A 22107-nucleotide genomic window follows, 5' to 3' on the forward strand; every position below is an offset into this window, starting at 1 on the left:
GAATCTCTGACGAACTGGAAGACCCATGAACCAGGAAGTCCTGAATATCTTCAACCCGGTCCAGGCCGCCCCGACCTTCGACCGTATCCGCATCGCCCTCGCCAGCCCGGAAAAGATCCGGTCCTGGTCCTTCGGCGAGATCAAGAAGCCCGAGACGATCAACTACCGGACCTTCAAGCCGGAGCGCGACGGCCTGTTCTGCGCCCGCATCTTTGGTCCGACCAAGGACTACGAGTGCCTCTGCGGCAAGTACAAGCGGATGAAGTACAAGGGCATCATCTGCGAGAAGTGCGGCGTCGAGGTCACCCTGGCGCGCGTCCGGCGCGAGCGCATGGGCCACATCGAGCTGGCCAGCCCGGTCGCCCACATCTGGTTCCTGAAGTCCCTGCCCAGCCGCATCGCCATGATGCTGGACATGCCGCTTAAGGACATCGAGCGCGTCCTGTACTTCGAGTACTACATCGTCACCGAGCCGGGCCTGACGGCCCTGAAGATGCACCAGCTGCTCTCCGAGGACGATTACCTCCGCTACCAGGAGGAGTTCGGCGACGACAGCTTCACCGCCGAGATCGGCGCCGAGGCGATCCAGGGCCTGCTCAAGGGCATCGACCTGCCCAAGGAGGCTGACAAGCTGCGTGAGGACCTCCTCACCACGACCTCCGAGATGAAGCTGAAGAAGACGTCCAAGCGTCTCAAGCTCATCGAGAGCTTCATCGAGAGCAAGAACCGGCCCGAGTGGATGATCCTTTCGGTCATCCCGGTGATCCCGCCGGAACTGCGCCCCCTGGTGCCCCTGGACGGCGGCCGCTTCGCCACCTCGGACCTGAACGACCTCTATCGCCGGGTGATCAACCGGAACAACCGCCTGAAGCGCCTGATGGAGCTGCGGGCCCCGGACATCATCATCCGCAACGAAAAGCGGATGCTGCAGGAGGCGGTCGACGCCCTGTTCGACAACGGCCGCCGCGGCCGGGTCATCACCGGCGCCAACAAGCGCCCGCTGAAGTCCCTCGCCGACATGCTGAAGGGCAAGCAGGGCCGGTTCCGCCAGAACCTGCTGGGCAAGCGGGTCGACTATTCGGGCCGTTCGGTCATCGTGGTCGGTCCCGAGCTCAAGCTGCATGAGTGCGGCCTTCCCAAGAAGATGGCGCTCGAGCTCTTCAAGCCCTTCATCTACGCCCGCCTTGACGCCAAGGGCCTGTCGGGCACCGTCAAGCAGTCCAAGCGCATGGTGGAGCGCGAGCAGCCGGCCGTCTGGGACATCCTGGATGAGGTGATCCGCGAGCATCCGGTCCTGCTGAACCGGGCGCCGACCCTGCACCGCCTGGGCATCCAGGCCTTCGAGCCCAAGCTGATCGAGGGCAAGGCCATCCAGCTGCACCCGCTGGTCTGCGCCGCCTTCAACGCCGACTTCGACGGCGACCAGATGGCCGTCCACGTCCCGCTGAGCCTCGAGGCCCAGCTGGAAGCGCGCGTCCTGATGATGTCGACGAACAACATCCTGTCGCCTGCCAATGGTCGCCCGATCATCGTGCCGTCGCAGGACATCGTCCTAGGTCTCTACTACCTGTCCCTGGCCAAGGACGGCGAGCCCGGCGAGGGCAAGCTGTTCGCGGACCTGGGTGAGATCGATGCGGCCCTGGACGCGGGCGTGGTGACCCTGCACTCCAAGATCAAGGCCCGCCATGAGGAGATGAACGCCGAGGGCGAACTGGTCCGCAGGGTGATCGACACCACGCCGGGCCGGATGAAGATCGTCGCCCTGTTCCCGAAGCATCCCGCCGTCGGTCACCGGCTGCTGGAGAAGAACCTCACCAAGAAGGAAATCGGGAACCTCATCGAGACCGTCTATCGGCACTGCGGCCAGAAGGCGACGGTGATCTTCGCCGACCAGATGATGGGCCTGGGCTTCCGTGAGGCGGCCAAGGCCGGCATCTCCTTCGGCAAGGATGACATCATCATCCCGCAGCGGAAGAAGCCGATCGTCGAGGAAACCCGCAAGCTCGTCGAAGAGTACGAGCAGCAGTACGCGGACGGCCTCATCACCAAGGGGGAGAAGTACAACAAGGTCGTCGACGCCTGGGCCAAGGCCACAGACCGCGTCGCCGACGAGATGATGGCGGAGATCTCCACCGCCGCGAAGGACGCCACAGGCCGGGAAGGGGAGATCAACTCCATCTTCATGATGGCCAACTCGGGCGCCCGGGGCTCGCAGGCCCAGATGAAGCAGCTTGGCGGCATGCGCGGCCTGATGGCCAAGCCCTCCGGCGAGATCATCGAGACGCCGATCATCTCGAACTTCAAGGAAGGCCTTACCGTCCAGGAGTACTTCAACTCCACCCACGGCGCCCGCAAGGGCCTGGCGGACACCGCCCTCAAGACGGCGAACTCGGGTTACCTGACCCGCCGTCTCGTGGACGTGGCCCAGGACTGCATCATTAACGAGGAAGACTGCGGCACCAGCCGGGGCATCACCCTCAGCGCCGTGGTCGAGGGCGGCGACGTGCTCGTCTCGCTCGGCGCCCGCATCCTGGGCCGCCATGCGGCCGAGGATGTCCGGCACCCCGACACGGGCGAGGTCATTGTCCCCGCCGACGCCTACTTCGACGAGGATGAGATCGAGAAGGTCGAGGCCGCCGGGGTCCAGTCCGTGCGCGTGCGCTCGGTCCTGACCTGCGAGGCCAAGCTTGGCGTCTGCGGCACCTGCTATGGCCGTGACCTGGCCCGCGGGACCCCGGTGAACATCGGCGAGGCGGTCGGCGTCATCGCCGCCCAGTCCATCGGCGAACCCGGCACCCAGCTGACCATGCGGACCTTCCACATCGGCGGCACGGCCCAGGTGGCCGAGCAGTCGTTCTTTGAGGCCGGCAACGCCGGCGTCGTGCGGATCGTCGGCGGCTCCACCGTGGTGGCTCCCGACGGCGCGCTGATCTGCATGAGCCGCAACCTCGTGCTCAGCGTCCAGGTCGATGGCAAGGACCGCGAGACCTACAAGCCGCCCTACGGCGCCCGCCTGAAGTTCAAGGATGGCGAGAAGGTCAAGCGGGGCGAGCGCCTGGCCGAGTGGGACCCCTACTCGACCCCGATCATCACCGAAGTGGGCGGTCGCGTCCGCTTCGAGGACCTAGTCGAGAATGTCTCCTTCCGCGAGGAAGCTGACGAGGCCACCGGCATCTCCAACCGGGTCGTGGTCGACTGGCGGGCCTCCGCCAAGGGCGGCGACCTGCGTCCGGCCATGGCCGTGCTCGACGAGACCGGCGCCTATCGCCGCCTCGCCAACGGGTCCGAGGCCCGCTACCTGCTGCCTGTGGGGGCCATTCTCTCCATGGGCGATGGCGACGAGATCCGCCCCGGCGAGGTCCTGGCCCGGATGTCCACCGAAAGCGCCAAGACCCGCGACATCACCGGCGGTCTGCCGCGGGTCGCCGAGCTGTTCGAGGCCCGCCGGCCGAAGGACTGCGCGGTCATCGCGGAGATGGACGGCCGCGTCGAGTTTGGCCGTGACTACAAGAACAAGCGCCGGATCAAGATCACCCCCGAGGATGGCGGCGAGGCCGTCGAGTTCCTGATCCCGAAGGGCAAGCACATTGCGGTCCATGACGGCGACGTCATCCGCAAGGGCGAGTACCTGATCGACGGGAACCCCGATCCGCACGATATCCTGCGCATCCAGGGGATCGAGGCCCTGGCCGAGTTCCTGGTGGACGAGATCCAGGAGGTCTATCGCCTCCAGGGCGTGCCGATCAACGACAAGCACATCGAGACCATCGTCCGGCAGATGCTGCAGAAGGGCGAGATCCTGGAGCCCGGCGACACCGGCCTGCTCAAGGGCGATCACCTCGACATGACGGAGATCATGGAGGAGAACGCCAAGGCCGAGGCCCGCGGCGGCCGTCCCGCCGTGACCCAGCCGGTCCTGCTGGGCATCACCAAGGCTTCGCTCCAGACCCGCAGCTTCATCAGCGCGGCCTCCTTCCAGGAGACCACCCGCGTGCTGACCGAGGCTTCCGTCCAGGGCAAGACCGATACCCTGGAAGGCCTGAAGGAAAACGTCATTGTCGGCCGGCTCATCCCGGCGGGCACAGGCTCGTTCCTGCGTGGCCTGCAGCGGGTCGCCGCCCGTCGCGACGCCGCCCTCAGCGCCAGCCGGGAAGAGGCCATGGAGCCGCTTCCCGAGGTCATCGCGGTCGAAGCGGAAGAGGAGGGCCTGGGCCTCTAGGCCCCAGGATCATCCCAGGCAGATCGAGGGGCGGTTCCGCGGGTCGGGGCCGCCCCTTCTTCATGCGTGGTTGTGATCCGGCGGGAGCTTCCCACATGGGGTGGGGGAATAACGGAGACACCCATGCCGCTGCTGCTTTGCCCAAACTGCAACACCTCCATGCAGACCGTGTCACGGTCGGGCGTCGAACTGGACATGTGCCCGTCCTGCCGGGGGATCTGGATGGATCGGGGCGAACTCGAGAAGGTCCTGGGCGCCGTCCGTGACGAATCCGATGACCAGGGCCGGGCCCGACAGTCCCTGGAGCGCGAGGCGGACGCCTTCCGGCGGGATCCGCAGGAATGGGTCCGGCGCCACCCGTACGATGAGGGCCGGCGCAGCTACAAGTGGGACGACGACGACCACTGGAAGAAGAAAAAGAAGCGTTTCGACATCTTCGACATCTTCGACTGACGGGGATGATCCCGCAGGCCCCCGCCAGCGTTGACGGCGGCGGGCCTTGCGAGTATGAACCGCGCTCTTTCGAGGCCGGGGGGAGTCGCCCCGGTTACCGATGAACGCCGCTGTTCCCGTGAACCTCGGCAAGCCCGTCGGAGCGATGATCATCGCGCCGGCGAGTTTTTGCGTTCAGAGGTCCCGGCGCCGGAAGAGAGAATGTAACTGGAACCCCCAAGAGGCGCCCCGGCCCAACGGCACACGCCTCCAGAGCAGAGAATAGATGCCCACAGTCAACCAGCTCATCCGCAAGCCCAGGCAAGACAAGCCTTCGCGGAACAAGGTCCCGGCCCTCAAGGGGTGCCCCCAGCGTCGCGGCGTTTGCACGCGCGTCTACACCACGACACCGAAGAAGCCGAACTCGGCCCTCCGGAAGGTGGCCAAGGTCCGTCTGACGACGGGCATCGAGGCGGTGTGCTACATCCCCGGCGAAGGCCACAACCTGCAGGAGCACTCGGTTGTGCTCATCCGCGGCGGCCGGGTGAAGGACCTTCCGGGTGTCCGCTACCACATCCTGCGCGGCGTTCTCGACACCCAGGGGGTGAAGGACCGCAAGCAGCGCCGTTCGCTCTATGGCGCCAAGCGTCCGAAGTAAGGAGACGAGTCCATGTCCCGCCGCCGTCGCGCCGAGAAACGTGAAGTCCTGCCGGATCCGAAGTTTGGCGACCTCACTGTCACGAAATTCATGAATTACGTCATGTACGAGGGGAAGAAGGCGGTCGCCGAGAACATCCTCTATGGCGCCTTCGACATCCTTGAGGCCAAGCGCAAGGACCAGGGTCCCCTGGAAACCTTCCACGCCGCCCTCGACAACGTCGCCCCCGGCATCGAGGTCCGCTCCCGCCGGGTTGGCGGCGCGACCTATCAGGTGCCGGTGGAGGTCCGTCCGGACCGCCGCAAGGCCCTGGCCATCCGTTGGCTTGTGACCGCCGCCCGCAAGCGCGGCGAGAACACCATGACGGAGAAGCTTGCCGGCGAACTTCTCGACGCCGCCTCCAACCGGGGCACCGCCGTGAAGAAGCGCGAAGACACCCACAAGATGGCGGAAGCCAACCGGGCCTTCTCGCACTACCGCTGGTAAGTTCCGCACAAGCCTGAGTTCACCGGCGCGGGTGGTTCCCCAAAGACCGCCCGCGCCGTTCTTGCAAGACACCGACGCCCCTCAAACCGAGCGCCCGCGATGCCCCGCACCCACAAGATCGAAGACTACCGCAACTTCGGAATCATGGCCCACATCGATGCGGGCAAGACGACGACGACCGAGCGGATCCTGTTCTACACCGGCAAGAGCCACAAGATCGGCGAGGTCCATGATGGCGCGGCCACCATGGACTGGATGGAGCAGGAGCAGGAGCGCGGCATCACCATCACGTCGGCCGCGACCACGGCTTTCTGGAAGGGAAGCCGGCTGAACATCATCGACACCCCTGGCCACGTGGACTTCACCATCGAGGTGGAGCGGTCGCTGCGCGTGCTCGACGGCGCCGTGGCGGTGCTGGACGGCAACCAGGGCGTCGAGCCCCAGACCGAGACCGTCTGGCGTCAGGCTGACAGGTACAACGTTCCGCGGATCGTCTTCGTCAACAAGATGGACAAGATCGGCGCCGACTTCGACATGTGCCTGCGGACCATCCGCGAGCGCCTGGGCGTCAAGGCTGTCCCGATCCAGCTGCCTATCGGTTCCGAATCCAGCCTCCGCGGAATCGTCGACCTGGTCCGCATGAAGGCGGTGGTCTGGGAGTCCGAGGGCCTGGGCGCCAAGTACAACGATGAGGACATCCCGGCCGACATGCTCGCCAAGGCCGAGGAAGCCCGGAACTACATGATCGAGAACGCCGTCGAAATGGACGACGAGGCCATGGAGGCCTATCTCGGCGGTGAGGAGCCCTCGGAAGAGGTCATCAAGAAGTGCCTCCGCAAGGCGGTGCTCTCGGGCGCCTTCTACCCGATCCTCGCGGGCTCGGCCTTCAAGAACAAGGGCGTCCAGCCCCTGCTCGACGCCGTGGTCGACTACCTGCCTTCGCCGGTGGACATCCCCCCGACCCAGGGCCTGGACTTCAAGACCGAGGAGCCTGTCGAGCGCAAGGCGTCCGACGATGAGCCGCTGTCCGTCCTGGCCTTCAAGATCATGGATGACCCCTTCGTCGGCTCCCTCACCTTCTGCCGGATCTACTCGGGCAAGCTCGAGGCCGGCTTGGGCCTGCTGAACTCCACCCGCGACAAGCGTGAGCGGGTCGGCCGCATGCTGCTGATGCACTCGAACAACCGCGAGGACATCAAGGAAGCCTACGCTGGCGACATCGTTGCCCTGGCCGGCCTGAAGGACACCCGCACCGGGGATACCCTGTGCGATCCGCTGAAGTCGCCGGTCATCCTTGAAAAGATGAACTTCCCCGAGCCGGTCATCGAGATCGCCATCGAGCCGAAGTCCAAGGCCGACCAGGAAAAGCTGGGCGTCGCCCTGGCCAAGATGGTCGCCGAGGACCCGTCCTTCACCGTCTTCACCGACCAGGAGTCGGGCCAGACCATCATGAAGGGCATGGGCGAGCTTCACCTCGACATCAAGGTCGACATCCTGAAGCGCACCTACAAGGTCGAGGCCAACATCGGCGCCCCGCAGGTGGCCTACCGCGAGAGCCTCGGCCGTGCGGCGGACATCGACTACACCCACAAGAAGCAGACCGGCGGTACGGGCCAGTTCGCCCGGGTGAAGATCAAGTTCGAGCCGGGCGAGCCGGGGTCGGGGTTTGTCTTCGAGAACACCGTGGTCGGCGGCTCCGTGCCGAAGGAGTACATCCCCGGCGTGCAGAAGGGGATCGAGTCCGCCAAGGAAAACGGCCTTCTGGCCGGGTTCCCGGTGATCGACTTCAAGGCGACCCTGTACGACGGCGGCTACCACGACGTGGACTCCTCGGTCCTGGCCTTCGAAATCGCCTCCCGCGCCGCCTTCCGTGAACTTCGCGAGAAGGGCGGAGCGCGCCTGCTCGAGCCGGTGATGAAGGTCGAGGTCCTGACGCCCGATGAGTACATGGGCGACGTGATCGGTGACCTGAACAGCCGTCGCGGCCAGATCCAGGGCACCGAGACCCGCGGTAACGCGCAGGTGGTCACCGCCTTCGTTCCGCTCGCCAACATGTTCGGCTACATCAATGCGCTGCGCTCGTTCTCGCAGGGCCGCGCAAACTTCACGATGCAGTACGACCATTACGAGACGGTGCCGCAAGCGGTCGCCGACGAAGTGATCAAGAAGTACGCCTAACCCCGAACCAACCCCAATCTAGAGGACAGGCCCGGAGAGGGCTGGAGCTTGAAATGGCCAAAGAGAAATTCGAACGCACTAAGCCGCACTGCAACATTGGCACGATTGGTCACGTTGACCACGGCAAGACGACGCTGACGGCTGCGATCACGATGACGCTTGCGAAGACGGGCGGCGCGACGGCGAAGAAGTATGACGAGATTGACGCGGCTCCTGAGGAGAAGGCGCGCGGGATCACGATCAACACGGCGCACGTCGAGTATGAGACGCAGAACCGTCACTATGCGCACGTGGACTGCCCCGGGCATGCCGACTACGTGAAGAACATGATCACGGGTGCGGCGCAGATGGACGGCGCGATCCTGGTGGTGAGCGCTGCGGACGGCCCGATGCCGCAGACGCGGGAGCACATTCTTCTGGCTCGCCAGGTGGGTGTTCCGGCCCTGGTGGTCTACATGAACAAGGTGGACCTGGTGGATGACGCCGAGCTTCTCGACCTGGTCGAGATGGAGGTGCGCGAGCTCCTGTCGTCCTACAACTTCCCGGGCGACGACATTCCGATCGTGAAGGGCTCGGCGAAGGTGGCCATCGACGGTGGCGACCCGATCCTGGGCGAGAACTCGATCCTGGAGCTGATGACGCAGGTTGACGCCTACATCCCGCAGCCTGAGCGTCCTGTGGACCTTCCGTTCCTGATGCCTGTGGAAGACGTGTTCTCGATCTCGGGCCGCGGCACGGTTGTGACGGGCCGGATCGAGAAGGGCATCGTGAAGGTGGGCGAGGAAGTCGAGATCGTCGGCATCCGTCCTGTCCAGAAGACGGTGTGCACGGGCGTTGAGATGTTCCGCAAGCTGCTGGACCAGGGCCAGGCGGGCGACAACGTGGGCGTGCTGCTTCGCGGTACGAAGCGCGAGGACGTGGAGCGTGGCCAGGTTCTCTGCAAGCCGGGCTCGATCACGCCGCACACGAAGTTCGTGGCTGAGGCCTACATCCTGACGAAGGAAGAGGGCGGCCGTCACACGCCGTTCTTCACGAACTACCGTCCGCAGTTTTACTTCCGGACGACGGACGTGACGGGGATCATCCGCCTGAGGGAAGGCGTTGAGATGATCATGCCGGGCGACAACGCCGAGCTGGACGTTGAGCTGATCACGCCGATTGCGATGGACCAGGGCCTTCGGTTCGCCATCCGCGAGGGTGGCCGGACGGTGGGCGCCGGGGTGGTGTCGAAGATCATCGAGTAGGTCTTCGTCCACCCCCGGCCCAGCCGGGAAACAACAGGGGCCGCGGAGGAAACTCCGCGGCCCTTTTTGCTGGATGCGCCGCCTCTTGGAAGAAGCTTCGGGAATGGGGGAGGGCGCGCTTGACGGAGGCGAGTCGGGCACGTATACCCGCGCCTCCTGTTGGACCGGCTGTGCCTGTCGACCTTGTGTCGGAAGGCAGACGCGGTTCGCGGAGCGGCCCTTTTCCGGGACTTAGGTCCAGGGGAGGGGCGGGAGCCGGCGCGGTCCTTCGCGCAGGCTTCGTTTCGTTTTGCGGACTTTCGTGTGCGGATGCCTCGCAAGAGGGGTCCGGAGTTGGTCTTTGAAATGGTCAATTGCACGCGGACGGACCGCCGTCTGTAGGGGAAACTGAAGAGCGATATGGATCGTCAGAACATCCGCATCCGGCTCAAGGCCTTCGATCACCGCGTGCTGGACCATTCCACACGCGAGATCGTCAACACGGCCAAGCGCACCGGCGCGACCGTCCGGGGGCCCATCCCCCTGCCGACTCAAATTGAAAAATTCACCGTCAACCGCTCGCCGCACATCGACAAGAAGTCGCGCGAGCAGTTCGAGATCCGCACGCACAAGCGCGTGCTCGATATCGTCGATCCCACGCCCCAGACCGTCGACGCGCTGATGAAGCTCGACCTGTCCGCCGGCGTGGACGTCGAGATCAAGCTCTAGGGGGATCGGTCGATGCGTACCGGCGTGATCGCCAAGAAACTCGGCATGGCCCGCTTCTTTGATGAGGATGGGGTCCACGTGCCCGTGACCGTCCTCAGCCTGGACGGCTGCGCCGTGACGGGCCACCGCACGGCTGAGCGCGACGGTTATGTCGCCCTCCAGCTGGGCGCGGGCCTCCGCAAGCCCAAGAACGTGACCAAGCCCCTCCGCGGACACTTCGCGAAGGCAGAGGTCGAGCCCCGCCAGAAGGTGGTGGAGTTCCGGGTGTCCCCCGAGAACCTCATCGAGGTCGGCGCTGAGCTGACGGCGGACCACTTCCTGGTCGGCCAGAAGGTGGACGTCACCGGAACCACCATCGGCAAGGGCTTCGCCGGCGCCATGAAGCGGTGGAACTTCGGGGGCATGCGCGCCACGCACGGCGTGTCCGTGTCGCACCGCGCCCACGGCTCCACCGGCCAGCGCCAGGATCCGGGCAAGACCTTCCGGGGCAAGAAGATGGCCGGCCATCTTGGCCAGGAAACCGTGACCACCCTGGGTCTCACCGTGTGGCGCATCGACGCCGAACGCGGCCTGATCATGGTCAAGGGTTCGGTTCCCGGTTCGGAAGGCTCGTGGGTTCGCATCCGCGACGCCGTGAAGGCCCCGCCGGCTGGCGTTCCCACGCCGGGCGCCTTCCGCAAGGCTGGACAGGCTGCGGCTCCCGCCGCTGAAGCCGCGCCCGCCGAAGAGGCTCCGCAAGCCGAGGGTCAGGAATAATGAAACTCGACGTCATCAAGCTCGACGGCGGGAAGGGCGGTTCGATCGAACTGTCCGACGCCATCTTCGGGATCGAAGAGATCCGCGGGGATATCCTTCAGCGGGTCGTGACCTGGCAGCTGGCCAAGCGCCGCGCCGGGACGCACAAGATCCAGGTCCGGAATGAAGTCTCCCGGACCAGCAAGAAGATGTACAAGCAGAAGGGCACCGGCGGCGCCCGTCACGGTTCGCGCCGTGCGGCCCAGTTCGTCGGCGGCGCCAAGGCCCACGGGCCCGTGGTCCGCAGCCACGCCTTTGACCTGCCCAAGAAGGTCCGGGCCCTGGCCCTGCGCCACGCCCTGTCTTCCAAGGCGCGCTCTGGCGACCTCATGGTGGTCGACAGCCTGGCCCTGTCGGAAGCCAAGACTGCGGCTCTCCGTACGACCCTGGGCAAGATCGGCCTGGTCAACGCCCTGGTGATCGCCGGCCCCGAGGTCGACGGCAACTTCCGCCTGGCGGCCCGGAATATCCCGAATGTGGACGTGCTGCCGAACGCCGGCCTCAATGTCTACGACGTGCTGCGTCGCCGGACCCTCGTCCTGACCAAGGATGCGGTCGAGGCGATCAACGCCCGCTTCGCCGAGAAGGAGGCCGCCTGATGGCCACGCCCTCCGCCCGCCACTACGACACCATCCTGTCCCCGGTGATCACCGAGAAGGCGACCCTGCTCTCGGAGCAGAACAAGGTGGTCTTCCGCGTCGCCGGCGACGCCACGAAGGACGAGATCGCGGCCGCCGTCGAGGCGCTGTTCAAGGTCTCGGTTACCAAGGTCAACACCCTCAACGTGAAGGGCAAGACCAAGCGTTTCCGCGGCCGCGAAGGCCGTCGTTCCGACGTCAAGAAGGCTGTCGTGACCCTGGCCGAAGGCCAGTCCATCGACATCACCACGGGGCTCTGAACCGATGGCTCTGAAGCAGTACAATCCGACTTCGCCCGGTCGCCGCAGCCTTGTGCTGATCGACCGGTCCGAGCTCCACAAGGGGCGTCCCGAGAAGTCCCTCGTCGAAGGTCTGACCAAGACCGGCGGTCGGGGCGGCGGCGGCCGCATTGCTGTGCGTTTCCGCGGCGGCGGCGCCAAGCGCCTCTACCGCAAGGTGGACTTCAAGCGTCGCAAGTTCGACGTGGCCGGTACGGTCGAGCGGATCGAGTACGATCCGAACCGGACCGCCTTCATCGCCCTGATCCGCTACGCGGACGGTGAGATGGCCTACATCCTGGCCCCGCAGCGCCTGAAGGCCGGCGACCAGGTGATCGCCTCGGACCGCGCCGACGTGAAGCCGGGCAACGCCATGCCGCTGCGCTCCATGCCGATCGGCTCGATCATCCATAACATCGAGCTGAAGCCCCTGAAGGGGGGCCAGATCGCCCGTTCGGCCGGCGCCTACGCCCAGCTGGTCGGCCGCGACGCCGGTTACGCCCAGATCCGCCTGAACTCGGGCGAGCTGCGGATGGTTCCGGACGGCTGTATGGCCACCGTCGGCGCCGTGTCCAACCCGGACCACATGAACGAGGTCCTGGGCAAGGCCGGCCGCTCGCGCCACAAGGGTCGTCGCCCGCACGTCCGCGGCGTCGCCATGAACCCGGTCGACCACCCGCACGGCGGCGGTGAAGGCCGCACCTCGGGCGGCCGTCACCCGGTCACGCCCTGGGGCAAGCCGACCAAGGGGTCGCGCACCCGCACCAACAAGGCGACGGACAAGTTCATTATCCGCTCGCGTCACGCCCGGAAGGCTCGCTGATCCATGACCCGTTCCGTCTGGAAAGGACCGTTTGTCGACGGTTACCTGCTCAAGAAGGCGGAGGCCGCGCAGGTCTCCGGCCGCAAGGACGTCATCAAGACCTGGTCGCGCCGCTCGACCATCATGCCGCAGTTCGTCGGCCTGACCTTCGGCGTGCACAACGGCCAGAAGCACGTGCCCGTCCTCGTTTCCGAGGACATGGTCGGCATGAAGCTCGGTGAGTTCGCCCCGACCCGGTATTTCCCGGGTCACGCCGCGGACAAGAAGGCAAAGAGGAAGTAGGCATGTCCAAGCCAGCCAATCCCCGCCGCCTGAAGCCCGCCGAGGCCATGGCCAAGGCCACGACCCTGCGGGTCAGCCCCCGCAAGCTCAACCTGGTCGCCCAGTCGATCCGGGGCCTCAAGGTCCAGCGCGCGCTCAACGAGCTCGAGTTCAGCCACAAGCGGATCGCCCGCGACGTGCGCAAGGCGCTCTACTCCGCGATCTCGAACGCCGAGAACAACCACAACCTCGACATCGACTCCCTGGTCGTGGCCGAGGCCTATGTGGGCAAGAACCTGGTGATGAAGCGTTTCGCGGCCCGCGCCCGCGGCCGTGCATCCCGCATCCAGAAGCCTTTCAGCGAGATCACCATCGTGGTCCGCGAACTCGGTGAGGCCGCCTGATGGGTCAGAAAGTCAATCCTGTCGGGCTCCGCCTCGGCGTCAACCGCACCTGGGACAGCCGCTGGTTCGCCGACGGCGCCGACTATGGGAAGCTTCTCCACGAAGACCTGCGGGTCCGCGCCGAGCTGAAGAAGCGCCTCTACCAGGCGGGTGTCAGCCGGATCATCATCGAGCGTCCGCACAAGAAGTGCCGCATCACCATCTATGCCGCGCGCCCTGGCGTGATCATCGGCAAGAAGGGCGCGGACATCGAGAAGCTGCGCAAGGACGTCGCGGCCATCACCGGTGGCGAAGTTCACCTCAACATCGTTGAGATCCGCAAGCCTGAGGCCGACGCCCAGCTGATCGCCGAGAACATCACGGCCCAGCTCGAGCGCCGGATCGCCTTCCGTCGCGCCATGAAGCGGGCCATGCAGTCCGCCATGCGCCTGGGCGCCAAGGGTATCCGGATCAACGTTTCGGGCCGCCTCGGCGGCGCGGAGATCGCCCGGATGGAGTGGTACAAGGAAGGCCGCGTGCCGCTCCACACCCTCCGTGCGGACATGGACTTCGGCTTCGCCGAGGCCAAGACGACCTACGGCATCATCGGCGTGAAGGTCTGGGTCTTCAAGGGCGAGGTCCTCGAGCACGATCCCATGGCCATGGACAAGCGCCTGGCCTCCGAGTCCGGCCCGGCCGGCGAGGGCGGTGGACGTGAACGCTCCGGCGACCGGCCGGACCGCGGTCCGCGTCGCGACCGCCGCGAGAGCGCGGGAGCCTAAGAGACAGCCATGCTTTCCCCGAAGAAGACCAAGTACCGCAAGCAGTTCAAGGGCAAGATCCATGGGACTGCCAAGGGCGGCTTCACGCTGAACTTCGGCTCCTATGGACTGAAGTCGGTTGAACCCGAGCGGATCACCGCCCGCCAGATCGAAGCCGCCCGTCGGGCCATCACCCGCCAGATGAAGCGTCAGGGCCGGGTCTGGATCCGGATCTTCCCGGACGTTCCGGTCACGGACAAGCCGGCCGAAGTGCGGATGGGCAAGGGCAAGGGTTCGGTCGAGTACTGGGCCGCCCGGGTGCATCCTGGCCGGATCATGTTCGAGATCGACGGCGTGCCGGACGACATCGCCCGTGAGGCCCTGCGTCTCGGCGCCGCCAAGCTGCCGGTGAAGACCCGTATCGTCACCCGCATCGACGCTGTCGCGGAGCACGCGTGATGAAGACCGAAGACCTTAGGGCCATGACCCCTGACCAGCTGGCCGAGAGCCTGCTCAGCCTGAAGAAGGAGCAGTTCAACCTGCGCTTCCAGGCGGCCACGGGCCAGGTCGACAAGACCCATCGCGCCGGGGAGATCCGCAAGGACATCGCCCGGATCAAGACCGTCCTGCGCAGCCGCCAGGCCACGGCCTAGGGAGTACGAACATGCCGAAACGCATCCTTGAAGGCGTTGTCGTCTCCGACAAGGGCGACAAGACCGTCGTTGTGAAGGTGGAGCGCACCTTCCTGCATCCGGTGCTGAAGAAGCCGGTCCGCCGGTCCAAGAAGTACCATGCCCATGACGAGGGCAACGTCTACCAGGCGGGCGATCTCGCCCGCATCATCGAGTGCGCTCCGCGCTCCAAGACCAAGACCTGGGAAGTCCTGCCTAAGGCAGGCGCTTCGCAGGCGTCCTGAGGGAGGCTGATCCATGATCCAGATGCAGACCAACCTCGAAGTCGCTGACAACTCCGGCGCCCGCCGTGTCATGTGCATCAAGGTCCTTGGCGGCGCGGGTCGCCGCTACGCCGGCGTTGGCGACAAGATTGTCGTCTCGGTTAAGGAAGCCATTCCGCGTGGCCGCGTGAAGAAGGGCGACGTGCTGCAGGCAATCGTCGTCAGGACCTCGCAGGCGATCAAGCGCAAGGACGGGTCGCTGATCCGGTTCGACCGCAACGCCGCCGTGATCGTCAACAAGCAGAGCGAGCCGATCGGCACCCGCATCTTCGGACCGGTTCCGCGTGAACTTCGCGCCAAGAACCACATGAAGATCATCTCGCTCGCCCCCGAGGTGCTGTAATGGCCGCGAAGATCAAGAAGGGGGACCGCGTCGTGGTCCTGACCGGCAAGGACAAGGGCCGCCAGGGCGCTGTCCTGAAGGTCCTGCCCAAGGAAGACCGGGTGGTCGTGCAGGGGATCAACATGATCCAGCGCCACACCCGGCCCACCCAGGCTGATCCCCAGGGAGGCATCCGCACCCGCGAGGCCGCCCTCCATGTCTCCAACGTCGCCATCGTCGACTCCAAGGGCAAGCCGACTCGCGTCGGTTTCCGGGTCGAGGACGGCAAGAAGGTCCGCGTGGCCAAGACCACCGGCGAGGTCATCAATGGCTGAGCAAGCTTATGAGCCGCGGCTGAAGACCGAGTATCGCCAGCGCATCCGCGGGGCGATGAAGGAAAAGTTCGGCTATTCCAACGAGATGCAGATCCCGCGCCTGGACAAGATTGTCCTGAACATGGGCATCGGCGAGGCCGTGGCTGACTCCAAGAAGGTCCAGGCCGCGATCGCCGACCTGACCCGGATCGCGGGCCAGAAGCCGGTCACGACCAAGGCCCGCAACTCCATCGCCGGCTTCAAGCTGCGCGAGGGAATGGTGATCGGCGCCAAGGTCACCCTGCGCAAGGATCGCATGTATGAGTTCCTGGACCGTCTCATCACCATCGCGCTGCCGCGGGTGAAGGACTTCCGGGGCCTCAAGCCCACCTCTTTCGATGGTCGCGGCAACTACGCCATGGGTCTGAAGGAGCACATCGTGTTCCCGGAGATCAACTACGACCAGATCGATCAACTGTGGGGCATGGACATCATCGTCGCCACGACTGCGAAGACCGATGAGGAGGCTCGCCAGCTTCTTCGGGAATTCCAGTTCCCGTTCAACGCTTAAGGGACGGGAAGGAAAGGTAACATGGCCAAGAAGAGCGCCGTCAACCGCAACGAGAAGGTCAAGCTGCTCGTCCAGCGCTACGCCGCGCGCCGTGAGGCGCTGAAGGCGATCGCCAATGACGAGAGCCTGCCTCTCGAGGATCGTTTTGAGGCTCGCCTCAAGCTCGCCGAGCTGCCCCGCAGTTCGTCGAAGGTCCGGATCCGTAACCGCTGCGAGGTCACGGGCCGTCCGCGCGCCTACTACCGCAAGCTGAAGATGAGCCGGATCGCCCTGCGCGAACTGGGTTCCCAGGGCCAGATTCCTGGCCTCGTGAAGTCGAGCTGGTGAGGAGGGTCCCATGGTGAACGACCCCGTCGGCGACATGATCGCCCGTATCAAGAACGCCGCCACCCGCGGACGTTCCAAGGTTGCCTGCCCGGCTTCGAAGATGCGCGCGCGCGTGCTCGACGTGCTGGCCGAGGAGGGCTACATCCGCGGCTACCAGCTGGTGGAAAAGCCCGGCGCCTTCCCCGAGTTCGAGATCGAGCTGAAGTATTTCGACGGCCGTCCGGTGATCGTCGAGATCCGGCGTGTCTCGAAGCCCGGCCGTCGCGTCTACTCGTCCATCAAGGACCTGAAGCCGATCAAGAACGGCCTGGGCATCTCTGTCCTGTCGACGCCCAAGGGCGTCATGTCCGACTCGGCGGCGCGTGACGCCAACGTGGGCGGCGAAGTCCTGCTGCGGGTGTACTGACATGTCCCGGATCGGAAAGAAGGCGGTTCCTACGCCCGCTGGCGTGACGGTTACCATCGATGGCCAGGCCCTCGCGGTGAAGGGGCCCAAGGGGCAACTGTCCTGGACCCTGCCGGAAGAGATCGAGCTTCGCCAGGAAGGCGCCGAGCTGGTCCTGGCAAAGCGTGTGGACACCACCCGCGCCCAGGCCATGTGGGGCCTGTCTCGCACCCTGGTGAGCAATATGGTGGTCGGCGTTTCCGCCGGCTACGAGGAAGTTCTGGAACTGGTCGGCGTCGGCTACCGTGCGCAGATGAAGGGCGACGCCCTGAACATGCAGCTCGGGTTCAGCCACGAGGTCGACCTGCCTCCGCCTGAAGGCATCGCCTTCGCGGTTCCCAAGCAGACCGAAATCAGGATCAGCGGGATCGACAAGCAGGCGGTCGGCGAGATCGCCGCCCGCATCCGCCGGATTCGTCCCCCCGAGCCCTACAAGGGCAAGGGCGTTCGCTATCTCGGCGAGAAGGTCCGTCGCAAGGAAGGCAAGAAGAAGTAAGCCATGGCTGTCTCCACCCGTGACTCCGCCAAGCGGCGCGCCGAGCGCACCCGCATCCGGCTCCGCAAGCTGGCCAACGGCCGGCCGCGCCTGTCCGTGTTCCGCTCGTCCAAGAACATCTACGCCCAGGTCATCGATGACGAGAACGGCGTGACGCTCGCCTCGGCCTCGACCCTCGAGGGTGATGCGCCCCAGAAGGGCTCCGACAAGGCCGCTGCGGCCCGGATCGGCGCCCTCGTGGCCCAGCGCGCCCTGGAAAAGGGCGTCAAGGAAGTCGTCTTCGACCGGGGCGGCTACATCTATCACGGCCGGGTCAAGGCCCTTGCCGACGCCGCGCGTGAAGCCGGCCTGAACTTCTAGGGGTAACTGATGGCTCGTGGAAACGAACAGCGTGGCGAAGGCGGTCAACGCCGCGGCCGGGACCGGGGCGCCCCCGTCGAGGAGCGCGCCGAATCCGACATCGTCGAGAAGCTGGTTCACATCAACCGCGTCGCGGCGACCGTGAAGGGTGGCCGTAGGTTCTCCTTCGCCGCCCTCATGGTGGTTGGAGACCAGAAGGGCCGGGTGGGCTTCGGTCACGGCAAGGCCCGCGAGGTCCCCGAGGCCATCCGCAAGGCCACGGAAGAGGCCAAGAAGACCATGATCCGCGTGCCGCTCCGCGAGAGCCGCACCCTGCACCACGACGGCGCTGGCCGTTGGGGCGCGGGCAAGGTGATGGTCCGTTCCGCCCCTCCCGGCACCGGCGTCATCGCTGGGGGCCCGATGCGCGCGGTCCTTGAAACCCTGGGCGTCCAGGACGTCGTGGGCAAGTCGGTGGGCTCTTCCAACCCCTACAACATGGTCCGTGCGACCTTCGAGGCGCTGAAGGCCCAGTCTTCTCCGCGCCAGATCGCCTCCAAGCGGGGCAAGAAGGTCGCCGATGTCATCGGTCGTCGCGCCGACGGCGCCTCGGCCGCTGCTGACGGAGAATGAAAATGGCTACGGTCACCGTTCGCCAGATCGCCAGCCCGATCCGCCGTAAGAAGGACCAGCGCGCGACCCTCGTCGGCCTGGGCCTGAACCGTATTGGTCGTGTCTCGACCCTTGAAGACACGCCCTCGGTGCGCGGCATGATCGCCAAGGTCCACCACCTGGTCGAGGTGGTGCCCGCCTGACTTCCGGCGGGCCTTCGGGCCTGCCGTCGACCCCGTCAAAGCCGAGTCGGGCCTGCGCCCGGCGACAGATCTCAGGAGAGAGGCGCCCCATGACCAAGCTCAACGAACTCGCCCCCCGTCCCGGTTCCGTAAAGGGCCGCATGCGTGTCGGCCGTGGCCCCGGATCGGGCAAGGGCAAGACCGCCGGTCGCGGCGTCAAGGGCCAGAAGTCCCGCACCGGCGTTTCCATCGCTGGCTTCGAGGGCGGCCAGATGCCGCTTCACATGCGGATGCCCAAGCGCGGCTTCAACAATCCCTTCGCCCTGGAGTTCGCGGAAGTGAACCTGTGGCGCCTGGAGCAGGCCGTGGCCGCGGGCAAGCTGGACGCCAAGGCTCCCGTCGACGCCGCCGCCCTCGTGGCCGCCGGCGTGATCCGCCGCGAGCTCGATGGCGTGAAGCTGCTGGGCAAGGGCGAACTGAAGGCCAAGCTCAACCTCACCGTGTACGCCGCCTCTGCGGCGGCCAAGGCCGCGGTCGAGAAGGCGGGCGGTTCGGTCATCACCACCGCCCCCGTCGACACGGGTGAGCCCAAGGGCAAGCTCCAGAAGAAGGTCCGCGCCTGATCCCGCGGTCGGCGACCGGCAAGGGCTGACAGTCCGCCGGCCGCACCCTATCTTGGACTGGTCACCAGTGAGGGCGTCCCATGGCTTCGGCCGCTGAGCAGCTTGCCGCGAACATGAACTTCGGCGCCTTCCAGAAGGCGACCGAACTTCACAAGCGGATCTACTTCACGCTGATCGTGCTGGTGGTCTACCGGCTCGGGACCTACCTGCCGATCCCCGGGATCGATGCTGCAGCCTTCGCGGCGGCCTTCAAGGGTCAGTCGCAGGGCATCCTCGGGATGTTCAACCTCTTCTCCGGCGGCGCCGTCGAGCGGATGGCCGTCTTCGCCCTGAACGTCGGTCCCTACATCTCCGCCTCCATCATCGTACAGCTTCTGGGGGCCATCTATCCGCCCTGGGAGAAGCTTCGGAAGGAAGGCGGGGAGGCGGGTCGCAAGACCCTGAACCAGTATACGCGCTACCTGACCGTGGTCCTGGCCGTCGTCCAGGCGGCGGCCATCGCGGCAAGCCTCCAGGCCAGCCCTGGCCTGGTCGTGAACCCGGGGCCGTTCTTCACCCTCTCGACCGTGGTCACCCTGACCGGCGGCACCATGCTCCTCATGTGGCTGGGCGAGCAGATCACCAGCCGCGGCGTCGGCAACGGCGTCTCCCTCATCATCTTCGCCGGCATCGTCGCCGGTCTCCCGACCGGCGTGATGCAGCTGCTGACCGTGATGCGGACGGGCCAGGTCTCCAGCTTCGGCGGGGTGATGATCTTCCTCCTCGCCATCGCGGTGATCTTCGCCATCGTCTTCATGGAGCGTTCGCAGCGCCGGATCCTGGTCCAGTATCCCAAGCGCCAGCAGGGCAACCGCATGTTCGGCGGCGAGAGCTCCTTCCTGCCCCTGAAGGTGAACACCGCCGGGGTGATCCCGCCGATCTTCGCTTCGTCGCTCCTGCTCCTGCCGGCCACGGCCATGGGCTTCCTCGCCACGGCGAACCTGCCCCAGTGGCTGCAGTGGCTGCCCGGTGCGGTCGCCCAGCTGCAGCACGGGCAGCCGGTCTTCATGATCTTCTACGGCGCCCTGATCGTCTTCTTCTGCTTCTTCTACACGTCGATCGTGTTCAATCCGGAGGAGACCGCGGAGAACCTGCGCAAGTACGGCGGCTTCCTGCCGGGCATTTCCCCGGGCAAGCGCACGGCCGCTTACCTTGACCATGTCCTGACCCGCCTCACCGTGATCGGCGCCGCCTACATCACAGCAGTCTGCCTGCTGCCCGAGGCCCTGATCGCTTTCTACAAGGCGCCCTTCTACCTGGGCGGCACGTCCATCCTCATCGTGGTCAGCGTGACGATGGACACGGTGACGCAGATCCAGTCACATCTCCTTTCGCACCAGTACGAGGGGCTGATCCGCAAGTCGCGCCTTCGTGGCGGTCGGGAACGCTAGGCCTTCAGGCGAAAACACGGGCCGGGGACAGGGCCTGAGGACGGGGAGCGGCGCATCATGAACCTAATCCTTTTCGGCCCGCCTGCGGCGGGGAAGGGCACCCAGGCCAAGCGGCTCGTCGAGACCCGCAACATGGTTCAGCTCTCCACCGGTGACATGCTCCGTGCGGCGATCGCGTCGGGCTCCGAACTCGGCAAGCGGGTCGAAGGCGTCATGCAGCGGGGTGAACTCGTCACAGACGAGATCGTGATCGCCCTGATCGAGGACCGTCTTCCTGAGGCCGAGGCCGCGGGCGGCGCCATCTTTGACGGTTTTCCCCGGACCCTGGCCCAGGCCGAGGCGCTGGACGCCATGCTGAAGGGCAGGGGGGCGGCCATCGACCTGGTGATCCGGCTGAAGGTGGATGATGCCGCGCTGACGCAGCGCATCGCCGGCCGTTTCGCGGAATCCGGACGCCCCGACGACAATCCCGACAGCTTCAAGGTCCGGCTGGACGCCTACAACGCCCAGACTGCACCCTTGATTCCCTACTACGCGGACGCCGGGAAGCTTTTGGAGATCGACGGCATGGGGTCGATCGACTCCGTGGCCGCCGGCATCGACGACGCCCTCGGGCGTCTCTGAGGAGAGGTAAGGGGACCGGGGCCAGGGTGGCCCCCGGCCCGTCGGAGGCGTTCCTCAAGGATAGAGCCTGCTGCTGAAAAATGGCGCCCATGCCATTGACGCGGAGGGAACTATTCCATACACGAGGCGCTTCCGCGAAACGCGCGAGGGACGTTCTGGCCTATTGACCCGGTCAGGGCGACGCTCGCGCATCTTTGCGTGACCAGGAGAGCATCAGACGTGGCCCGTATCGCCGGCGTAAACATCCCTACGAACAAGCGCGTCGTCATCGCGCTTCAGTACATCCACGGCATCGGCCAGGCCAAGGCCTCCGAGATCGTGCGCAAGGTCGGAATCGAGGATTCCCGCCGCGTCAACCAGCTGAGCGACGCGGAGGTCCTGCAAATCCGTGAGACCATCGACCGTGACTACACGGTCGAGGGCGACCTGCGCCGGGACACCGCGGTCAACATCAAGCGGCTGATGGATCTGGCCTGCTACCGCGGCCTGCGTCACCGCAAGGGCCTGCCGGTCCGCGGCCAGCGCACCCACACAAACGCCCGCACCCGCAAGGGTCCGGCCAAGCCGATCGCCGGCAAGAAGAAGTAAGAGAAACAAGCGATGGCCAAGGAACCGGCTCGCGTCAAAAGGCGCGAACGCAAGAACATCACCTCCGGCGTGGCGCACGTGAACGCCTCGTTCAACAACACCATGATCACCATCACGGACGCTCAGGGGAACGCCATCTCCTGGTCGTCCGCTGGCATGATGGGGTTCAAGGGCTCCCGTAAGTCCACGCCCTACGCCGCCCAGATGGCGGCCGAGGATGCGGGTCGCAAGGCGGCCGAGCATGGCGTGAAGACCCTGGAGGTCAACGTCTCCGGTCCGGGTTCGGGGCGCGAGTCCGCCCTGCGGGCCCTGCAGTCGGTGGGCATGACCATCACCACCATCCGCGACGTCACTCCGATTCCGCACAACGGCTGCCGTCCGCCGAAGCGGCGTCGGGTCTGAGTAGCATACCACC

At 65.9% G+C, this 22107-nt stretch carries 31 protein-coding genes; all 31 read left to right on the forward strand.

Annotation, left to right across the window (positions count from 1 at the left end; genetic code table 11):
- The first annotated feature begins 25 nt into the window (after positions 1-25).
- The 31 genes from rpoC (at position 26) to rpsK (ending at position 22094) form a co-directional block, all read left to right on the forward strand.
- Positions 26-4219, forward strand: a complete 4194-nt coding sequence (gene rpoC, locus HYN04_RS05395) for a DNA-directed RNA polymerase subunit beta' (RefSeq protein ID WP_110449812.1) — start codon at positions 26-28, stop codon at positions 4217-4219.
- A gap of 123 nt (positions 4220-4342) precedes the next feature.
- Entirely contained in the window at positions 4343-4672 is a 330-nt protein-coding gene (locus HYN04_RS05400; protein WP_110449813.1) for a TFIIB-type zinc ribbon-containing protein, read from the forward strand.
- A 265-nt stretch (positions 4673-4937) separates the two neighbouring features.
- The gene (gene rpsL / locus HYN04_RS05405; RefSeq protein WP_056018026.1) at positions 4938-5309 is read left to right on the forward strand and encodes a 30S ribosomal protein S12; all 372 of its coding nucleotides are present in this window, start codon (positions 4938-4940) and stop codon (positions 5307-5309) included.
- A 12-nt stretch (positions 5310-5321) separates the two neighbouring features.
- Positions 5322-5795, forward strand: a complete 474-nt coding sequence (gene rpsG, locus HYN04_RS05410) for a 30S ribosomal protein S7 (protein ID WP_110449814.1) — start codon at positions 5322-5324, stop codon at positions 5793-5795.
- 99 nt (positions 5796-5894) lie between these two features.
- On the forward strand, positions 5895-7973 hold the full coding sequence (gene fusA / locus HYN04_RS05415) for an elongation factor G (protein ID WP_110449815.1): 2079 nt from the start codon (positions 5895-5897) through the stop codon (positions 7971-7973).
- A 53-nt stretch (positions 7974-8026) separates the two neighbouring features.
- Positions 8027-9217: an elongation factor Tu gene (gene tuf, locus HYN04_RS05420; protein ID WP_110449801.1), complete on the forward strand. Its 1191-nt coding sequence runs from the start codon at positions 8027-8029 to the stop codon at positions 9215-9217.
- A 399-nt stretch (positions 9218-9616) separates the two neighbouring features.
- Positions 9617-9925 (forward strand): 30S ribosomal protein S10, encoded by a 309-nt coding sequence (rpsJ, locus tag HYN04_RS05425; RefSeq protein WP_110449816.1) that lies wholly within the window; start codon positions 9617-9619, stop codon positions 9923-9925.
- A 12-nt stretch (positions 9926-9937) separates the two neighbouring features.
- Complete coding sequence (gene rplC / locus HYN04_RS05430) at positions 9938-10681, forward strand: 50S ribosomal protein L3 (RefSeq protein WP_110449817.1); 744 nt, start codon at positions 9938-9940, stop codon at positions 10679-10681.
- Positions 10681-11319, forward strand: coding sequence for a 50S ribosomal protein L4 (rplD, locus tag HYN04_RS05435; protein ID WP_110449818.1), 639 nt, complete (start codon positions 10681-10683; stop codon positions 11317-11319). Before rplC ends, rplD begins: the two co-directional genes overlap by 1 nt.
- On the forward strand, positions 11319-11618 hold the full coding sequence (locus HYN04_RS05440; protein WP_110449819.1) for a 50S ribosomal protein L23: 300 nt from the start codon (positions 11319-11321) through the stop codon (positions 11616-11618). Before rplD ends, HYN04_RS05440 begins: the two co-directional genes overlap by 1 nt.
- A gap of 4 nt (positions 11619-11622) precedes the next feature.
- Positions 11623-12459, forward strand: a complete 837-nt coding sequence (gene rplB / locus HYN04_RS05445; RefSeq protein ID WP_110449820.1) for a 50S ribosomal protein L2 — start codon at positions 11623-11625, stop codon at positions 12457-12459.
- A gap of 3 nt (positions 12460-12462) precedes the next feature.
- The gene (rpsS, locus tag HYN04_RS05450; protein WP_110449821.1) at positions 12463-12741 is read left to right on the forward strand and encodes a 30S ribosomal protein S19; all 279 of its coding nucleotides are present in this window, start codon (positions 12463-12465) and stop codon (positions 12739-12741) included.
- 2 nt (positions 12742-12743) lie between these two features.
- Positions 12744-13124, forward strand: a complete 381-nt coding sequence (gene rplV / locus HYN04_RS05455; protein ID WP_110449822.1) for a 50S ribosomal protein L22 — start codon at positions 12744-12746, stop codon at positions 13122-13124.
- Positions 13124-13885, forward strand: coding sequence for a 30S ribosomal protein S3 (rpsC, locus tag HYN04_RS05460; RefSeq protein WP_110449823.1), 762 nt, complete (start codon positions 13124-13126; stop codon positions 13883-13885). The genes rplV and rpsC overlap by 1 nt, the downstream gene beginning before the upstream one ends.
- A gap of 9 nt (positions 13886-13894) precedes the next feature.
- Positions 13895-14323 carry a 50S ribosomal protein L16 gene (gene rplP, locus HYN04_RS05465; protein ID WP_110449824.1) on the forward strand — a complete coding sequence of 143 codons (429 nt, stop codon included), beginning with the start codon at positions 13895-13897 and terminating at the stop codon, positions 14321-14323.
- Entirely contained in the window at positions 14323-14517 is a 195-nt protein-coding gene (gene rpmC, locus HYN04_RS05470) for a 50S ribosomal protein L29 (RefSeq protein WP_110449825.1), read from the forward strand. The genes rplP and rpmC overlap by 1 nt, the downstream gene beginning before the upstream one ends.
- Positions 14518-14528: 11 nt before the next feature.
- Positions 14529-14780 (forward strand): 30S ribosomal protein S17, encoded by a 252-nt coding sequence (gene rpsQ, locus HYN04_RS05475; protein WP_110449826.1) that lies wholly within the window; start codon positions 14529-14531, stop codon positions 14778-14780.
- A 13-nt stretch (positions 14781-14793) separates the two neighbouring features.
- On the forward strand, positions 14794-15162 hold the full coding sequence (rplN, locus tag HYN04_RS05480) for a 50S ribosomal protein L14 (RefSeq protein ID WP_110449827.1): 369 nt from the start codon (positions 14794-14796) through the stop codon (positions 15160-15162).
- The gene (rplX, locus tag HYN04_RS05485) at positions 15162-15476 is read left to right on the forward strand and encodes a 50S ribosomal protein L24 (protein WP_110449828.1); all 315 of its coding nucleotides are present in this window, start codon (positions 15162-15164) and stop codon (positions 15474-15476) included. The genes rplN and rplX overlap by 1 nt, the downstream gene beginning before the upstream one ends.
- A complete protein-coding gene (rplE, locus tag HYN04_RS05490) occupies positions 15469-16026 on the forward strand; it encodes a 50S ribosomal protein L5 (protein WP_110449829.1) in 558 nt (185 codons plus the stop codon). Before rplX ends, rplE begins: the two co-directional genes overlap by 8 nt.
- A 21-nt stretch (positions 16027-16047) precedes the next feature.
- Entirely contained in the window at positions 16048-16353 is a 306-nt protein-coding gene (gene rpsN / locus HYN04_RS05495) for a 30S ribosomal protein S14 (protein WP_110449830.1), read from the forward strand.
- Between the two features lie 10 nt (positions 16354-16363).
- Positions 16364-16759, forward strand: coding sequence for a 30S ribosomal protein S8 (rpsH, locus tag HYN04_RS05500; RefSeq protein WP_110449831.1), 396 nt, complete (start codon positions 16364-16366; stop codon positions 16757-16759).
- A gap of 1 nt (position 16760) precedes the next feature.
- Positions 16761-17294, forward strand: coding sequence for a 50S ribosomal protein L6 (gene rplF, locus HYN04_RS05505; protein WP_110449832.1), 534 nt, complete (start codon positions 16761-16763; stop codon positions 17292-17294).
- A gap of 3 nt (positions 17295-17297) precedes the next feature.
- Positions 17298-17654, forward strand: coding sequence for a 50S ribosomal protein L18 (gene rplR / locus HYN04_RS05510; protein ID WP_110449833.1), 357 nt, complete (start codon positions 17298-17300; stop codon positions 17652-17654).
- A 9-nt stretch (positions 17655-17663) separates the two neighbouring features.
- Positions 17664-18266, forward strand: a complete 603-nt coding sequence (gene rpsE / locus HYN04_RS05515) for a 30S ribosomal protein S5 (RefSeq protein ID WP_110449834.1) — start codon at positions 17664-17666, stop codon at positions 18264-18266.
- Positions 18267-18268: 2 nt separating this feature from the next.
- Positions 18269-18448, forward strand: coding sequence for a 50S ribosomal protein L30 (rpmD, locus tag HYN04_RS05520; protein WP_199285997.1), 180 nt, complete (start codon positions 18269-18271; stop codon positions 18446-18448).
- A gap of 89 nt (positions 18449-18537) precedes the next feature.
- Positions 18538-19050, forward strand: a complete 513-nt coding sequence (rplO, locus tag HYN04_RS05525) for a 50S ribosomal protein L15 (protein ID WP_110449836.1) — start codon at positions 18538-18540, stop codon at positions 19048-19050.
- 80 nt (positions 19051-19130) lie between these two features.
- Positions 19131-20480 (forward strand): preprotein translocase subunit SecY, encoded by a 1350-nt coding sequence (gene secY / locus HYN04_RS05530; protein WP_110449837.1) that lies wholly within the window; start codon positions 19131-19133, stop codon positions 20478-20480.
- 57 nt (positions 20481-20537) lie between these two features.
- Positions 20538-21104 (forward strand): adenylate kinase, encoded by a 567-nt coding sequence (locus HYN04_RS05535; RefSeq protein WP_110449838.1) that lies wholly within the window; start codon positions 20538-20540, stop codon positions 21102-21104.
- Positions 21105-21323: 219 nt separating this feature from the next.
- Positions 21324-21692 (forward strand): 30S ribosomal protein S13, encoded by a 369-nt coding sequence (rpsM, locus tag HYN04_RS05540; protein ID WP_110449839.1) that lies wholly within the window; start codon positions 21324-21326, stop codon positions 21690-21692.
- 12 nt (positions 21693-21704) lie between these two features.
- Complete coding sequence (gene rpsK / locus HYN04_RS05545; protein WP_110449840.1) at positions 21705-22094, forward strand: 30S ribosomal protein S11; 390 nt, start codon at positions 21705-21707, stop codon at positions 22092-22094.
- The last annotated feature ends 13 nt before the right edge of the window (positions 22095-22107 follow it).

Origin of the sequence: Phenylobacterium parvum, from assembly GCF_003150835.1 — a bacterium.
In the GTDB taxonomy this organism is placed as follows: domain Bacteria; phylum Pseudomonadota; class Alphaproteobacteria; order Caulobacterales; family Caulobacteraceae; genus Phenylobacterium; species Phenylobacterium parvum.

Bases quoted from the DNA above. Each gene is read 5' to 3' on its own strand.
- rpoC (WP_110449812.1), top strand. From the start codon at position 26: ATGAACCAGGAAGTCCTGAATATCTTCAACCCGGTCCAGGCCGCCCCG.
- HYN04_RS05400 (WP_110449813.1), top strand. From the start codon at position 4,343: ATGCCGCTGCTGCTTTGCCCAAACTGCAACACCTCCATGCAGACCGTG.
- rpsL (WP_056018026.1), top strand. From the start codon at position 4,938: ATGCCCACAGTCAACCAGCTCATCCGCAAGCCCAGGCAAGACAAGCCT.
- rpsG (WP_110449814.1), top strand. From the start codon at position 5,322: ATGTCCCGCCGCCGTCGCGCCGAGAAACGTGAAGTCCTGCCGGATCCG.
- fusA (WP_110449815.1), top strand. From the start codon at position 5,895: ATGCCCCGCACCCACAAGATCGAAGACTACCGCAACTTCGGAATCATG.
- tuf (WP_110449801.1), top strand. From the start codon at position 8,027: ATGGCCAAAGAGAAATTCGAACGCACTAAGCCGCACTGCAACATTGGC.
- rpsJ (WP_110449816.1), top strand. From the start codon at position 9,617: ATGGATCGTCAGAACATCCGCATCCGGCTCAAGGCCTTCGATCACCGC.
- rplC (WP_110449817.1), top strand. From the start codon at position 9,938: ATGCGTACCGGCGTGATCGCCAAGAAACTCGGCATGGCCCGCTTCTTT.
- rplD (WP_110449818.1), top strand. From the start codon at position 10,681: ATGAAACTCGACGTCATCAAGCTCGACGGCGGGAAGGGCGGTTCGATC.
- HYN04_RS05440 (WP_110449819.1), top strand. From the start codon at position 11,319: ATGGCCACGCCCTCCGCCCGCCACTACGACACCATCCTGTCCCCGGTG.
- rplB (WP_110449820.1), top strand. From the start codon at position 11,623: ATGGCTCTGAAGCAGTACAATCCGACTTCGCCCGGTCGCCGCAGCCTT.
- rpsS (WP_110449821.1), top strand. From the start codon at position 12,463: ATGACCCGTTCCGTCTGGAAAGGACCGTTTGTCGACGGTTACCTGCTC.
- rplV (WP_110449822.1), top strand. From the start codon at position 12,744: ATGTCCAAGCCAGCCAATCCCCGCCGCCTGAAGCCCGCCGAGGCCATG.
- rpsC (WP_110449823.1), top strand. From the start codon at position 13,124: ATGGGTCAGAAAGTCAATCCTGTCGGGCTCCGCCTCGGCGTCAACCGC.
- rplP (WP_110449824.1), top strand. From the start codon at position 13,895: ATGCTTTCCCCGAAGAAGACCAAGTACCGCAAGCAGTTCAAGGGCAAG.
- rpmC (WP_110449825.1), top strand. From the start codon at position 14,323: ATGAAGACCGAAGACCTTAGGGCCATGACCCCTGACCAGCTGGCCGAG.
- rpsQ (WP_110449826.1), top strand. From the start codon at position 14,529: ATGCCGAAACGCATCCTTGAAGGCGTTGTCGTCTCCGACAAGGGCGAC.
- rplN (WP_110449827.1), top strand. From the start codon at position 14,794: ATGATCCAGATGCAGACCAACCTCGAAGTCGCTGACAACTCCGGCGCC.
- rplX (WP_110449828.1), top strand. From the start codon at position 15,162: ATGGCCGCGAAGATCAAGAAGGGGGACCGCGTCGTGGTCCTGACCGGC.
- rplE (WP_110449829.1), top strand. From the start codon at position 15,469: ATGGCTGAGCAAGCTTATGAGCCGCGGCTGAAGACCGAGTATCGCCAG.
- rpsN (WP_110449830.1), top strand. From the start codon at position 16,048: ATGGCCAAGAAGAGCGCCGTCAACCGCAACGAGAAGGTCAAGCTGCTC.
- rpsH (WP_110449831.1), top strand. From the start codon at position 16,364: ATGGTGAACGACCCCGTCGGCGACATGATCGCCCGTATCAAGAACGCC.
- rplF (WP_110449832.1), top strand. From the start codon at position 16,761: ATGTCCCGGATCGGAAAGAAGGCGGTTCCTACGCCCGCTGGCGTGACG.
- rplR (WP_110449833.1), top strand. From the start codon at position 17,298: ATGGCTGTCTCCACCCGTGACTCCGCCAAGCGGCGCGCCGAGCGCACC.
- rpsE (WP_110449834.1), top strand. From the start codon at position 17,664: ATGGCTCGTGGAAACGAACAGCGTGGCGAAGGCGGTCAACGCCGCGGC.
- rpmD (WP_199285997.1), top strand. From the start codon at position 18,269: ATGGCTACGGTCACCGTTCGCCAGATCGCCAGCCCGATCCGCCGTAAG.
- rplO (WP_110449836.1), top strand. From the start codon at position 18,538: ATGACCAAGCTCAACGAACTCGCCCCCCGTCCCGGTTCCGTAAAGGGC.
- secY (WP_110449837.1), top strand. From the start codon at position 19,131: ATGGCTTCGGCCGCTGAGCAGCTTGCCGCGAACATGAACTTCGGCGCC.
- HYN04_RS05535 (WP_110449838.1), top strand. From the start codon at position 20,538: ATGAACCTAATCCTTTTCGGCCCGCCTGCGGCGGGGAAGGGCACCCAG.
- rpsK (WP_110449840.1), top strand. From the start codon at position 21,705: ATGGCCAAGGAACCGGCTCGCGTCAAAAGGCGCGAACGCAAGAACATC.